Origin of the sequence: Rhodococcus sp. HM1 (genome assembly GCF_023218075.1) — a bacterium.
In the GTDB taxonomy this organism is placed as follows: domain Bacteria; phylum Actinomycetota; class Actinomycetes; order Mycobacteriales; family Mycobacteriaceae; genus Rhodococcus.
In genome coordinates this window covers 1-13,151 of record NZ_JALPTB010000108.1, presented here as the reverse complement: position 1 = coordinate 13,151, position 13,151 = coordinate 1, and the positions used below count along the sequence as shown (strand labels likewise).

General features: G+C 68.8%; 12 protein-coding genes. 3 read left to right on the top strand and 9 right to left on the bottom strand.

Annotation, left to right across the window (positions count from 1 at the left end):
* Positions 1-316 precede the first annotated feature (316 nt).
* Positions 317-541 carry a hypothetical protein gene (locus M1M07_RS30415; RefSeq protein WP_248676542.1) on the top strand — a complete coding sequence of 75 codons (225 nt, stop codon included), beginning with the start codon at positions 317-319 and terminating at the stop codon, positions 539-541.
* 135 nt (positions 542-676) lie between these two features.
* Here M1M07_RS30415 and M1M07_RS30410 read toward each other — a convergent pair whose 3' ends face one another.
* Complete coding sequence (locus tag M1M07_RS30410) at positions 677-940, bottom strand: GlsB/YeaQ/YmgE family stress response membrane protein (protein WP_197256297.1); 264 nt, start codon at positions 938-940, stop codon at positions 677-679.
* Positions 941-1,059: 119 nt separating this feature from the next.
* On the bottom strand, positions 1,060-2,169 hold the full coding sequence (locus M1M07_RS30405) for an NDMA-dependent alcohol dehydrogenase (protein ID WP_197256295.1): 1,110 nt from the start codon (positions 2,167-2,169) through the stop codon (positions 1,060-1,062).
* A gap of 152 nt (positions 2,170-2,321) precedes the next feature.
* Here M1M07_RS30405 and M1M07_RS30400 point away from each other — a divergent pair, with 152 nt between their 5' ends.
* Positions 2,322-3,599 carry a chloride channel protein gene (locus M1M07_RS30400; RefSeq protein WP_248676541.1) on the top strand — a complete coding sequence of 426 codons (1,278 nt, stop codon included), beginning with the start codon at positions 2,322-2,324 and terminating at the stop codon, positions 3,597-3,599.
* An 83-nt stretch (positions 3,600-3,682) separates the two neighbouring features.
* Here the strand turns inward: M1M07_RS30400 and M1M07_RS30395 are convergent, their stop codons facing one another.
* The 3 genes from M1M07_RS30395 to M1M07_RS30385 form a co-directional block, all read right to left on the bottom strand.
* Positions 3,683-5,329 carry an AMP-binding protein gene (locus tag M1M07_RS30395; protein ID WP_248676540.1) on the bottom strand — a complete coding sequence of 549 codons (1,647 nt, stop codon included), beginning with the start codon at positions 5,327-5,329 and terminating at the stop codon, positions 3,683-3,685.
* 160 nt (positions 5,330-5,489) lie between these two features.
* The gene (locus M1M07_RS30390) at positions 5,490-6,776 is read right to left on the bottom strand and encodes an MFS transporter (RefSeq protein WP_248676543.1); all 1,287 of its coding nucleotides are present in this window, start codon (positions 6,774-6,776) and stop codon (positions 5,490-5,492) included.
* A 263-nt stretch (positions 6,777-7,039) separates the two neighbouring features.
* The gene (locus M1M07_RS30385) at positions 7,040-7,588 is read right to left on the bottom strand and encodes a hypothetical protein (protein ID WP_248676539.1); all 549 of its coding nucleotides are present in this window, start codon (positions 7,586-7,588) and stop codon (positions 7,040-7,042) included.
* Between the two features lie 153 nt (positions 7,589-7,741).
* On the opposite strand from M1M07_RS30385, the gene M1M07_RS30380 reads away from it, so the two are divergent.
* Positions 7,742-8,761 carry an ABC transporter substrate-binding protein gene (locus M1M07_RS30380; RefSeq protein ID WP_197257321.1) on the top strand — a complete coding sequence of 340 codons (1,020 nt, stop codon included), beginning with the start codon at positions 7,742-7,744 and terminating at the stop codon, positions 8,759-8,761.
* On the opposite strand, the gene eutC is transcribed toward M1M07_RS30380, so the two are convergent.
* From eutC to M1M07_RS30360, 4 genes are all read right to left on the bottom strand, one after another.
* A complete protein-coding gene (eutC, locus tag M1M07_RS30375; RefSeq protein WP_197257319.1) occupies positions 8,744-9,505 on the bottom strand; it encodes an ethanolamine ammonia-lyase subunit EutC in 762 nt (253 codons plus the stop codon). The genes M1M07_RS30380 and eutC overlap by 18 nt on opposite strands.
* Entirely contained in the window at positions 9,502-10,917 is a 1,416-nt protein-coding gene (locus tag M1M07_RS30370; RefSeq protein WP_248676538.1) for an ethanolamine ammonia-lyase subunit EutB, read from the bottom strand. The genes eutC and M1M07_RS30370 overlap by 4 nt, the downstream gene beginning before the upstream one ends.
* Positions 10,914-12,374: an ethanolamine permease gene (eat, locus tag M1M07_RS30365; protein WP_248676537.1), complete on the bottom strand. Its 1,461-nt coding sequence runs from the start codon at positions 12,372-12,374 to the stop codon at positions 10,914-10,916. Before eat ends, M1M07_RS30370 begins: the two co-directional genes overlap by 4 nt.
* Positions 12,375-12,491: 117 nt before the next feature.
* The gene (locus tag M1M07_RS30360) at positions 12,492-13,043 is read right to left on the bottom strand and encodes a DUF779 domain-containing protein (protein ID WP_197257317.1); all 552 of its coding nucleotides are present in this window, start codon (positions 13,041-13,043) and stop codon (positions 12,492-12,494) included.
* Between the last annotated feature and the right edge of the window lie 108 nt (positions 13,044-13,151).

The window sequence follows — 13,151 nt, the reverse complement described above, 5'->3', positions numbered from 1 at the left end:
CCGACTCAAGGACAGCGGAGTCGACACGTTACCGTCCGCCCGGGCCGAGAACGCGGCACAATAGCCATCACCATGTGGCCGGATTTTCGACCGTCGCCACCGGCCTACTTTTCGACCGTCCCCGACAGGGGTCCTGGGGATCGCCGCGATCGGGATCCTGCTGTGGGTCGGGCGGGACTGGCAGATACCCAGCAGCAGCTGGCCCTGGCCCGCGGTTGCTGCGGCGGCAGCCGTCGCTGTGGCAGCACCGATGATCGCCTCGCAGTTCACCGCCTGGCACTACGCGTGGCGCGCGCACGAACGAGGAGTTCGATGGATGCTGCCCGTAGGAGCCGTCCTCGCCTCCGCAGGTGTATCGACCGCAGTGATCTGGGGATTCACGAACCTGTACGGTACGGAATCCGCCGGGTTCGACCCGACCGGCGCACACCCGGCGTGGAAAACCCTGATTCTGGTGTGGATTCTGCTGGCGATGGCGTTCTGGGCGCTGCTCGTCGCCCTGTCCGTCCGGCGGGCCGAGCCATCCCCGGAGACCGCGTGACCACCGTGGACGAGCGCCGATGTCCCTCATGCCGGCTCTGCACGCACGGTCGCCGTACCGCTCCTCGATCGGAGCGGTACGGCGACCGTGGAATTCGGTTGTGGCGCGAATCCGGTCGGCGCGTGCGCCGAAGCGCTACTTGTTTCTCGTCAGCGAGGTGTAGCCGAGCGTCAGCACGGCGGCTGCGGCGATGGAGATGAACCAGCGGATCCAGTCGATACCGCTGGTGTTGCCCTTGTCGAGCAGACCCTCCCACACCCAGTAGCCGATCAGGGCGCCCGCGACGCCGAGCACGACGGTGATCACCCAGCCCATCGCCTGCTTGCCCGGGATCACCAAGCGGGCGAGCACCCCGATGACCGCACCGAAGATGATCGTCCCGATGATGTTGCCAATCATTGCGAGCTCCTTTCCGTCCTACATGAGCCATACGGACGGTATGTCACCGATGATCATGAAGATAGCGACACGACCGGAACAGCTGGGAAAATTCGTGCAAATCGTTCCCGCACCGACGCTCACGCGTGGATGATGACGCCCCGGATGTTCTTTCCGTCCCGCAAGTCCTGATAACCCTGATTGACCTCTTCGAGCGTATACCTCGTGGTGATGAGCTCGTCGAGTTTCAATTGCCCGGCGTCGTACAGCCGCAGCAAGCGCACGATGTCGTACTGCGGATTGGCCGAGCCGAACAGTGATCCCTTGATGGTCTTCTGGAACAGGGTCAGTTCCGCCCCGGACACGTGCACCGTCAGCTTCGCCGGATCGGCCAGGCCGGTGATGACCACGGTGCCGCCCTTGCCGACGACCGACGTGGCCGCCGAGACGACTTCCTCGTCGACGGTCCCGACGAGGATCAGCGCGGCGTCGGCGCCCTGCCCCCAGCTCAGCTCTCTGACCTTCTCCGCGGCCTCCTCGGCCGTCGCGTACGCGTGAGTCGCCCCGAACTTCAGGGCCGTGTCCCGTTTGAAGTCCACCGGGTCGACGACGACGATGTACTTCGCGCCTGCTTGCACCGAACCCTGCACGGCGTTGACGCCGAGTCCGCCGATTCCGTAGATGACGACGATGTCGCCGGGTCGCACATCCCCGGCGTACACGGCGGTGCCCCACCCGGACGGAACCCCGCACCCGACGAGCACCGCGGTTTCGAGCGGCAGCCAGTCGTCGACCTTGACGACCGAGTGCTGCGAGATGGTGGCGCGTTCGGAGAAGGTGCCGAGCATGCACATGGCACCGAAGTCCTTACCACCGGAGTGGAACCGGAAGGTTCCGTCGGGCATGGAGCCTTCGAGGATCGTGGCGCCCATGTCGCACAGGTTCTGCCGGCCGGTGGAACAGTAGCGGCAGGTGCCGCAGTTCGGGATGAAGCTGCACACGACGTGGTCGCCGGGCTTGACCTTCGTGACGCCCGGCCCGACTTCCTCGATGATGCCGGAGCCTTCGTGGCCACCGACGATCGGGAAACGCGGCGGCAGGTCGCCGTCGGTCAGGTGCAGATCGGAATGGCACAGACCCGCTGCGGTGTATTTGATGAGGACTTCGCCCGGGCCGGGCCCGTCGAGGTCGAGTTCCATGATTTCGAAGGGTCGTCCAGTTTCGAGCAGCACTGCCGCCTTGGTCTTCATCGTTCATCTCCTCGGATCGACAACCGACCGGTCACCCCCCGACTCAGTGTGTCATGGATCACATCGATTGCCCGGTGGTCGGAGAGTACGCGTTTCGTCCGGCTCGCCGAACCCGGCACGACCACCCGGGTCCCGGTGCTAGCGTCCCGATCATGGGCGCCGGCGCTCGGGGACTGCTTGCCGTGAGCGCGGCCGCCCTCGTGGCGGGCATCGCGATCGGTTTCGTGGGCGGGGCGTTCCGCTGGTGCCTCGGGATCGCCGATCGGTGGCGTTTCGAGCTGCTGGAGTGGGCCGGCCGCGCCCCCGGTCCGGGCTGGCTCGTCCCGGTCGCCGTCGCAGCGGTCGGGGCCGCGGCGGCGGCAATGATCGTCCGGATCGTGCCGTTGGCGTCGGGCAGCGGAATCCAGCACGTCGAGGCGGTGTACCGGGGGGAGGCCGATCCCGCGCCCCTCCGGTTGGTCCCCGCGAAGTTCGCCGGTGGGCTGCTCGCTATCGGATCGGGTCTCGTCCTCGGTCGCGAAGGCCCGACCGTGCACATGGGTGCGGCTATCGGAACCGAAACCGGGCGCCGCGCAGGACTTCCCGAAACCGATGTCCGCATCACCGAATGCGCGGTGGCGGGTGCGGGGCTCGCCGTCGCGTTCAACGCGCCGATCGGTGGGGCCCTGTTCGTGTTCGAGGAGGCGACCGGAATATTCCGCACGCGCATCGTGATACCGACCCTGTTCGCGGTCGCCGCTGCCGTGACCTGTTCCCGGTTCATCACCAGCGACCGCCCCGACTTCGCGGTGGGCGCGATCGAGTCCGCGTCACCGGTCCTGCTGCCGCTGTTCGCCGTGTTCGGCGCCGCCACAGGCGTTCTCGGCGTGCTGTACAACAAGCTGATACTCGGATTCCTCGCGGCCACCTCCGCGGTGCACCGAGTACCTCCGGTCGTGGTCGCCGCGGTGATCGGGGCGATCGTCGGACTGCTGCTCGTGCTCGATCCGCTCGCCGCCGGTGGCGGCGACACCCTCTCCCAACGCATCGTGGGCGGCGAAGGCGTGCTGTTGCCCGGCGCTCTGGGGTTGCTGCTCATGCGATTCGTCGCCGGACCGCTGTCCTATGCGGCGGGGACACCCGGTGGCCTGTTCGCCCCTCTGCTCGCCGTCGGCGCCCTGTGGGGGTCGATCTTCGCCGACGTCGCCGATCTCGTTCTGCCCATTCATGATCCGGGTCTCGGCGTGTCGATGGCGATCGTCGGCATGTCGGCGTTCTTCGCCGCGACGGTACGCGCACCCTTCACCGGCATCGTGCTCGTGATCGAGATGACCGCCGTCTCCGCGATCACCGTTCCGATGGCCGCGGCATCCGCTGCGGCGGTTCTCGTCGCCCAGCTCGCCGGCTCGGCTCCGATCTACGACAGCCTGCGGCACCGGATGCTCGCGTGAGCGGTGTGCCGTTGTGGCGGTCGGAGCCGCCACAACGGCACACGGCGGCGAGCCGCCACAACGGCACACGGCGGCGAGCCGCACTATCGGCCGATGAGGTCCACCGACAGTTCCCGCATCTCGACCTTGCGGATCTTCCCGGTGACCGTCATCGGGAACTCGTCGACGACGTGGACGTAGCGGGGGATCTTGTAGTGCGCGAGCTTGCCGGTGCAGTACTCGCGGAGCGAGTCGGCGTCGAGCGGTTCGGCGCCCTCACGCATCTTGATCCACACCATCAGTTCCTCGCCGTACTTCTCGTCGGGGACGCCGACGACCTGGGCGTCGAGGATGTCCGGGTGGGTGTAGAGGAACTCCTCGATCTCGCGCGGGTAGATGTTCTCGCCGCCGCGGATCACCATGTCCTTGATGCGGCCGGTGACCGAGACGTAGCCGTCGGCGTCCATGACACCGATGTCGCCGGTGTGCATCCACCGCGCGGCATCGATGGCTTCGGCGGTCTTGTCCGGCTGGTTCCAGTAGCCGAGCATCACGGAGTATCCGCGCGTGCACAGTTCCCCGGGTTCGCCGCGCGGCACGGTCAGACCGGTCGACGGATCGACGACCTTGACCTCGAGGTGCGGTCCGACGCGGCCGACCGTCGCGGTCCGCTGGACGATGCTGTCGTCGCTGCGGGTCTGCAACGACACCGGCGACGTCTCGGTCATGCCGTAGCAGATGGACACCTCGGTCATGCCCATGCGATCGATGACCTGCTTCATCACCTCGACGGGGCACGGCGAGCCCGCCATGATGCCGGTACGCAGGCTCGACAGGTCGTAGCCCTCGAAGCCGGGGTCGGCGAGTTCGGCGATGAACATCGTGGGGACGCCGTAGAGCGAGGTGCAGCGTTCCTCGGCGACGGCCGCGAGCGTCTGCGCCGGTTCGAACGACGGACCCGGAATCACCATGGTGGCACCGTGGCTCGTGCAGGCCAGGTTGCCCATGACCATCCCGAAGCAGTGATAGAACGGCACCGGGATGCACACCTTGTCCTGCTCGGTGTAGTGGCACAGTTCCCCGACGAAGAAGCCGTTGTTGAGGATGTTGTGGTGGCTGAGGGTGGCTCCCTTGGGGAAACCCGTTGTTCCCGAGGTGTATTGGATGTTGATCGGGTCGTCCGGGGACAGGTCCGCCTGCGCGGCGGCGAGCCGGGTGCGGTCCGTGGACAGTGCGTTCCGGCCGGTCTCGACGAGGTCGTTCCATTCGGGGAGTCCGAGCAGCACGACCTGCTCGAGATCCGGGCAGTCGCCGCGCACCTCGGCGATCATCGCGGCGTAGTCGGAGGTCTTGAAACTCGGCGCGGCGACCAGCATCCGGATCCCGGCCTGGGTAAGCACGTACTGCAGTTCGTGCGACCGGTAGGCGGGGTTGATGTTGACGAGGATCGCCCCGATCTTGGCGGTGGCGTACTGCACGAGCACCCATTCGGCACAGTTCGGCGCCCAGATGCCGACCCGATCGCCCTTGCCGATGCCCGCGTGCAGCAGGCCCAGCGCGAGCGCGTCGACTTCGGCGGCGAGCTCGGTGTACGTCCAGCGTCGGCCGGTGGGACGGTCGACGAGGGCGTCCCGGTCTCCGTGCCGGGCGACGGTTCGGTCGAAGTTGTCGCCGATCGTGTCACCGAGCAGCGGTACCTCCCACGCGCCCGAGGCGTAGCTGGGGAGTTCGGGTGTGGCGATGCCGGTCATCGATTTCTCCTGGGGTGTGCGCAGCCCGGGTAGGTGGTACTCGTCCACCATCCTTACTCTTTCCGGGCCACCGATGTTTCGAATTCTGGACAGCTGCTGCCGTCACGACAGCCGAGAACGGCGCCCTCCCCGGGGGTGATGGGGAGGGCGCCTGCGCGATCTACAGAGCGCGATCGCGGGTCTCGACGAGCGCCCTGGTGCAAACCAGACTCAGGACGCCGAGGACAGCGAGCATCACGCCGATCGCGATGCCGCCGTAGGACGCGGCCAGCGGTGCGGCGAGCATCGGCGGGATGGCGCCGCCGAGGACACCGGCGAGGTTGTAGCCGAGGCCCGCACCGGTGTAGCGGTACCGGGTGTGGAACATCTCCGGCAGGAGCGCGCCGCAGGGGCCGTAGGCGATGCCGAAGATCGCCAGGGTGACGACCATGCCGACGATGAACGCGGCGGGCGAACCGGTGTCGAGCAGCGGGAACAGCGCCAGCGCCCACACGACGGAGAAGCCGCAGGAGATCATGATGACGCGGCGGCGTCCGACCCGGTCGGAGTACAGCGCGGAGAGCACGATCGAGAGGCCGAACACGAGCGAGGCGGCGATGCCGACGACGAGCACGAACGGTCGCGAGAATCCGAGGGTCTTCGTCGCGTAGCTGGTCAGGTAGGCGGTGCCCATGTAGAAGAAGGCGAACATGATCGCCAGCGCGCCGGCCGAGAGCAGGATCTCCTTGGTCTGGTAGCGCAGCGCGTCGAGGAACGGCAGGGTGCGCTTCTCGGTGGCCGCAGTTCCGTCACCCGCAGCTGCGCGGGCTGCCGCCTCGGCACGGAAGACCGGGGTCTCCTCGATGGCGAGCCGCATGTAGAGGCCGATGGCGACGAGAACGATGCTGAACAGGAACGGAATTCGCCAGCCGTAGGTGAGGAAGGCGTCGTTGGTGTCGCCGAGCGCGAGGCCGGTGAACAGGAACGTGCCGCTCGACAGGGCGAAGGCGATCGCGGGCCCGAGCTGGGGGAACATCGCGTACAGGCCGCGTTTGCCGGGCGGGGCGTATTCGGCGGTGAGCAGGGTCGCGCCCGCCCATTCGCCGCCGACGGCGAAACCCTGGGCGAATCGCAGGAGCACCAGGATGATCGGGGCGGCCACGCCGATGGTCTCGGCGCCGGGCAGCAGACCGATGAGCAGGGTCGAGAGACCCATCAGCAGCAGGGTGGACACGAGGGTCTTCTTGCGGCCGATGCGGTCGCCGAAGTGTCCGAACAGCATCGCGCCGACGGGCCGGGCGATGAACGCGACGGCGAACGTCGCGAAGGCGGCGACGGTGCCGGCCGTGGCTCCGAGGGCGGGGAAGAACACCGTCGGGAACACGAGGGCGGCGGCGGTGCCGTAGATGAAGAAGTCGTAGAACTCGATGGTGGTGCCGATGCAACTGGCGATCGCGACTCGCCGGATGCCGGGGCCGCGCTTGCTGGATGCGGGCGGGGCGACTGGGCGCCGGCCCCCGGGCGCGACCGAGGGTTCGTTCCCCGGTGTCGACACAGTGGTCACGGTTGTCCTCCGTTGGTTTTCCGTCCGGGCCGCGGCGGCGTCCGCTGCGACTGGAGGAAAAAGTAGTGACCCGCCTCACTACCCCACTACCCCCGAAAGGGGGGTGGGTGTGAGACGGGTCACATAGTTCGCTTAACGAAAGATAACGCGTGTGGCGACGGCAGGAGTCAGCGGCCCGCCGCGCCCGCCAGCTCCGCCCGCATCTCGTTCCACACCGTGGCGTAGGAATCGATGTTGCCGGCGGTCGCCCACGTCAGGGCGCCGCCCTTGACCTTGCCGAGCGCCTCGGCGAACAGATCCTGGTACCGGGACAGGCGCGGCACGAACGCCGACACGTCGTCGAAAACGTTCTGCGCCTTGCGATCCAGCGCAACGAGGGCGTCGACGAAGCCGTCCGCCTCCACATCCGCCAGGATGCCGGCGAGCTCCTCGTCGAGCGCCTCGAACTGCTCGAACAGCTCGGCGATCGAGTCCTCGTCGATGGACACACGCTCGGCGTCGAGCTGATCCGACAGCTCCGAGCGGCCCTTGTCGGTCAGCGAGATCGCCCCGCCCTCCTCGGTGGCCTTGCCCTGCTCGATCAGCGCGTCGTAGGCGGCCTGTCCCGCGCTCACCCCCACCCCCAGGTGAGCGGCGATCACCTCCGCGGTGACAGCCTTCTTCAACGACACCGTCTGCAGCAGCGCCAGCTCGTCGACATTTCCTGCGAACGCCATATCCCACTCCTCATCGCCCGGCCCGCGGGCGGGTCCGTCCCGCCCGGTCGGACGGTGCCTCGATTCTCGCCCACGGGGTGCGGGTGCACAGAACCCGACCTCGGCGTTCACGGCCCGCCCCGGGACGATGGAGTTAGGATAGGCTCCGCATCCATGCGTATTCGCTCCACCCGCGGCCGGTTCGTCGCCGCCTCCCTCCTGCTCACCTTCGCTCTCACCGCGTGCGGCGGCACCGACCCCGGCAGCAGCGGCTCGGCCGCCGGCAACACCGACGTGGCCACCGGCGGCCAACTGTTCTCCACAGCCGACGAGGAGACCGCGAAGCTCGGCAGCGACGCCGCCCCGGGCCGGTTCCCCCGCACCGTCACCCACGCCCTCGGCGAAGTCGAGATCCCCGCGAAGCCGGAGCGCGTCGTCGTCCTCGACAGCGGCGAACTCGACGCCGTGCTGTCGCTGGGCGTCACGCCCGTCGGCCTTGCCAGCCCCGAAGGCGCCGCCGGGCAGCCCTCCTACCTCGCCGACAAGCTCGACGGCGTCGCCGACGTCGGCACGATCAACAACCTCGACCTCGAGGCCATCACCGCGCTGAAGCCGGACCTGATCCTCGGCAGCAAGTTGCGCGTGGACAAGCTGTACCCGCAGCTGTCGACGATCGCCCCGACCGTGCTGGCGATCCGCCCCGGCTTCCCGTGGAAGGAGGACTTCCTGCTCGTCGCGGACGCGCTCGGCGAGGAGGACACCGCGGAAGCGCAGCTCAACGCGTACCAGACCCGTGCCGACGAGGTGCGCGCCGCGATCTCCGGTGATCCGAGCATCTCGCTGGTGCGTTTCATGTCCGGCAAGATCCGGCTCTACGCGAACAAGTCGTTCATCGGCGTGATCCTGCAGGACGTGGGCCTGCGCCGCCCCGAGATCCAGAACATCGACGAACTCGCCGCGGAGATCAGCCCGGAGACGATCACCGAAGCCGACGGCGACTGGGTCTTCTACTCCAACTACGGCGCGCAGGACGCACAGGCCGAGGTCGTCGGCGGCCCGCTGTGGGCGAACCTGGAAGCCGTGAAGAACGGCAAGGCCGTGGCCGTCAGCGACGAGACGTGGTTCCTGGGCCTCGGACCCACCGGTGCCATGCGGGTTCTCGACGACCTCGAGCGGCTACTCACCGGCAACTGATCCGGCGACGGTCTCCCCCGGTCCGACGGCACGCGAGGTGTCCTTGAGCTCGACACCGGACCGGCCCAGCCGTCGCGCGCCGTCGACCAGACCGGCGACGACCCGGGCGGCACTGTCGTAGCCGAGCCCGCCGGGCGGATGGATGTTGGACACGCAGTTGCGTTCGGCGTCCGTCCGGCCGGGCTTCGGATCGTGGGTGAGATACACCCCGAGACTGTCGGCCACGGACAGCCCCGGCCGCTCCCCGATCACCACCAGCACGGTGCGGACACCGAGGGCCGCACCGATGTGGTCGCCGAGCGCGACCCGCGCCGACGTCGCGATCACCGGGGGCGCCACCGTCAGGTGCCGCGGCAGGGCGGCGACGATCGCGGCGACGAGCGCCGCACCGTGCTCGGCCAGCGCACGCGGCGACAGTCCGTCGGCGAGCACGATGCCGATGTCCGCGCCGGTCGCGGGAACGTCGCCGAGGTCGTCGGGGATCCGGCCCAGATCGGGCCGCCGCAGGTATTCGCCACGGTCACGGACCCGGCTGCGCACCACCACCGGAGTGCCGATCCCCACCCGGTCGATCTGCGCGGCAAGGGTTTCCACGTCGAGCGGCTGGTGCACGGCATCGCGGGCAGCGGCGTGCGCGGCCCGGAACTCGAGCATCCGCGCGGTCGGGACACCGTCGCCCGCCCGCCCGAGTCCGATGCGCGCCTGCGTGACCGCGCGCAGCGGTCCCCAGAAGTCCGCCGTCATGCGGCACCACCGGTGAGTGCACGCAGCGGGGAGGCGGCCGGGTCGACCGGCAGGATCCTCCCGTCGTCGTCGGCCATGCCCAGTCCGCGCAGCCAGTGCTCGAATTCCGGGGCAGGCCGCAACCCGAGGGCCCGCCGCACGTACAGGGCGTCGTGGAAGGACAGGGACTGGTAGCCGAGCATCACGTCGTCGGCGCCGGGCACCGTGATCACGAACGAGACGCCGGCGACGCCGAGCAGCGTGAGCAGCGTGTCCATGTCGTCCTGGTCGGCCTCGGCGTGGTTCGTGTAGCAGACGTCGACGCCCATCGGCAGGCCCAGCAGCTTGCCGCAGAAGTGGTCCTCGAGGCCGGCCCGCACGATCTGTTTTCCGTTGTAGAGATATTCCGGCCCGATGAACCCGACGACCGTGTTGACCAGCAGCGGATCGAACTCTCGCGCGACCGCGTAGGCGCGGGCCTCGAGGGTCTGCTGATCGACCGGGCGGCCGCCGGTACCGAGGTGCGCACCGGCGGACAACGCCGAGCCCTGACCGGTCTCGAAGTACATGGCGTTGTCGCCGACGGTGCCGCGCCCGAGCGAACGTGCCGCGTCGTGCGCCTCCCGCAGCATCGACAGGTTCACCCCGAAACCGGTGTTCGCTCCCTCGGTGCCGGCGATCGACTGGAACACCAGATCGACCGGGGCACCGGCCTCGATCAACCCGACGGTGGTGGTGACGTGCGAGAGCACACACGACTGCATCGGAATCGCGAAACGCTGCCGCATCTCGTCGAGCAGATGCAGCAGATCCGCGGTGGCCTGCGGGGAATCGGACGCCGGATTGACACCGACGACGGCGTCGCCGCAACCCATGAGCAGCCCGTCCAGGGTCGCGGCGGCGATGCCGCGCGGGTCGTCGGTCGGATGGTTGGGCTGCAGGCGGGTCGCGAGGCGGCCCGGCAGGCCGACGGTCGTGCGGAACCCGGTCGTGACGGTGACCGCGCGGGCCACCGCGACGAGATCCTGATTGCTCATGAGTTTGCTGACGGCAGAGACCATTTCGGGTGTCAAGCCCGGCGCCAGGGCGGCGAACGTGTCGGCCGCGTCGGGGGCCGTGGCGTCGGTGAGCAACCGGTCGCGCAGGCCTCCGACGGTCAGGTGCGCGATCGGCCGGAACGCGTCACGGTCGTGCCGGTCGAGGATCAGCCGGGTGACCTCGTCCGACTCGTACGGCACCACCGTCTCGGTGAGGAACCGGTCGAGCGGGACCTCGGCGAGCGCCCACTGCGCCGCGCCGCGTTCGGCGTCGGATTCGGCTGCGCACCCAGCCAATTCGTCGCCGGACCGCAGCGGGGTGGCCTTGGCGAGCAGGTCGACGAGGCCGTCGAAACGGTAGGTCGTGCCGGCGAGCTGCCGGGTGTAGATCGTCACTTCAGTTCGGCCTCCGCGGCAGCGAGGGCGGCGAATTCCTCGTCCGGGGAGTTCGCGACGAGCCGGTGCCGGCTGTAGAGCCCGAAGTACGCCATGAACGCGGCGAAGGCGCCGAGGGTCCACAGTGCGGCGATCGGGTCGACCAGGAAGGTCGCGACGACCGCGATCGCGGCGACGACCAGGGCGAAGGATGTCGTGACCACGCCGCCGGGCGTGCGGTACGGACGCGGCATGCCGGGTTCGCGGACGCGCAGCACGATGTGGCTCACCATCATCAGCACATAGCTCAGAGCGGCCCCGAACACTGCCATGTTCAACAGCATCGCACCTTCGCCGGTCAACGACAGCGCGAAGCCGATGACGCCGGGGACGATCAGCGCGAGCATCGGCGCCTTGCGCCTGTTGGTCACCGACAGGCTCGTCGGGAGGTAGCCCGCCCGCGAGAGCGCGAACGTCTGACGCGAATACGCGTACATGATCGAGAAGAAGCTCGCGATCAGCCCGGCGAGACCGATGTAGTTGACGACCTTGGCCGCGCCGGTGTCGCCGAGCGCCTCGACGAGCGGATTCCCGGACGTGGACAGCTCCTCGGAGCCGAGGGCGCCGGTCGCGAGGAACAGCACCGTCGCACCGGTGACCAACAGGACTACCATCGACACGATGATCCCCTTGGGGACGTTCTTCTCCGGTTCCGTGGCCTCCTCGGCCGCGAGCGGGACCCCTTCGACCGCGAGGAAGAACCAGATCGCGAACGGCACGGCCGCCCACACGCCGATCAGTCCGAACGGCAGGAACGCCGATGCCCCGGCCGCGCTCTCGTCGACGGGGATATCGGTCAGGTTGGCGCTGTCGAAGAGCCCGGCCGCGGACACGGCGAACACCACGAGCCCGACGAGGGCGATGGCGGTGATCACGAACATCGCCTTGAGCGCCTCACCGGCGCCGGTGAGGTGGATGCCGATGAATATCGCGTAGACCGCGAGGTACACCCACCAGCCGTCGGTGATGCCGAACAGGTCCAGTGATTCGACGTAGGCGCCGATGAACGTGGCGATGGCGGCAGGAGCGATCGCGTATTCGATGAGAATCGCTGTGCCGGTGGCGAACCCGCCCCACGGACCGAGCGCCCGCCGGGCGAAGGTGTATCCGCCGCCGGCGGCGGGCAGCGCCGAGGACAGTTCGGCCATGCCGAGCACCATGGCGAAGTACATGCCGGCGATGACGATCGAGGCGACGAGCAGGCCGCCGAACCCGCCTTCGGCCAGGCCGTTGTTCCAGCCGGCGTAGTCGCCGGAGATCACGTAGCTCACGCCGAGACCGGCGAGCAGCACCCAGCCCGCGGAACCCTTTCGGAGGCTGCGCTTCTCGAGGTACTCGCTGCTTTCGAGGTGGGCGTCGACGCCGTCGTGGTGGAGGGCTGCCTCGGCACCGGCTGCGATCGGATCGGGTGGAGCCATGGTTCCTCTTCTCGTCGACGGGAGCCCGCCGGGTCGACCGGGCACGCCGAGAACACCGCGCGATCTCACGGTACGGGCGATGTGTACATGCTGCGTCAGCGCAAGGTCACGGAAGAGTTACGAGGTGGCGCCGCGCGTGGGTGGGACGGGGCACGCGTCGGCGGCCTCGGCGACCACGGTCGGCTCGGTCGCCGGTTCCGGGCGGGCACCGGCCGCCCAGTCCCTGCCGAGCAGGGGCGCCCCGGAAATGAGTGTGGCGGAGGCGAGTGCCGCGTTCTCGTCGTCGGTGAACACGACGCCGCGGCTGAGGAACCGCAACCCCTCGGGCGCCTCCAGACTGAACCCCGAGCCGCGACCGGGTACGACGTCGAGCACGAGCCGGGTGTGCTTCCACGCGTCGAACTGGGAACCGGAGATCCACACCGGCACCGCGTCCCGGTCGCCGGGAAGCGTGGGGGCGGTCTCCCCCACCGCAAGCCGCAGGTCGAGCAGACCGAGCAGCACGTCGCGGTCGCCGACGACGAACTCGCCGTCCGGGTAACACATCGGCGCCGACCCGTCGCAGCACCCGCCGGACTGGTGCATCATCAGCGGCCCGTGCCGGTCGACGAGGCGGCGCAGGAGTTCGACGGCGTCTGCAGTGGCGACGACGCGCGGCGGAACAGGCATGCGTGCGGTCCTTTCTGGCGTCCCGACGTTCTGCTGCCCACCACCCGCACCCGAGCGAATGTATCGTTCGTCTCCTTCAATCGACTGAACGATACATTCGCTCGGGTG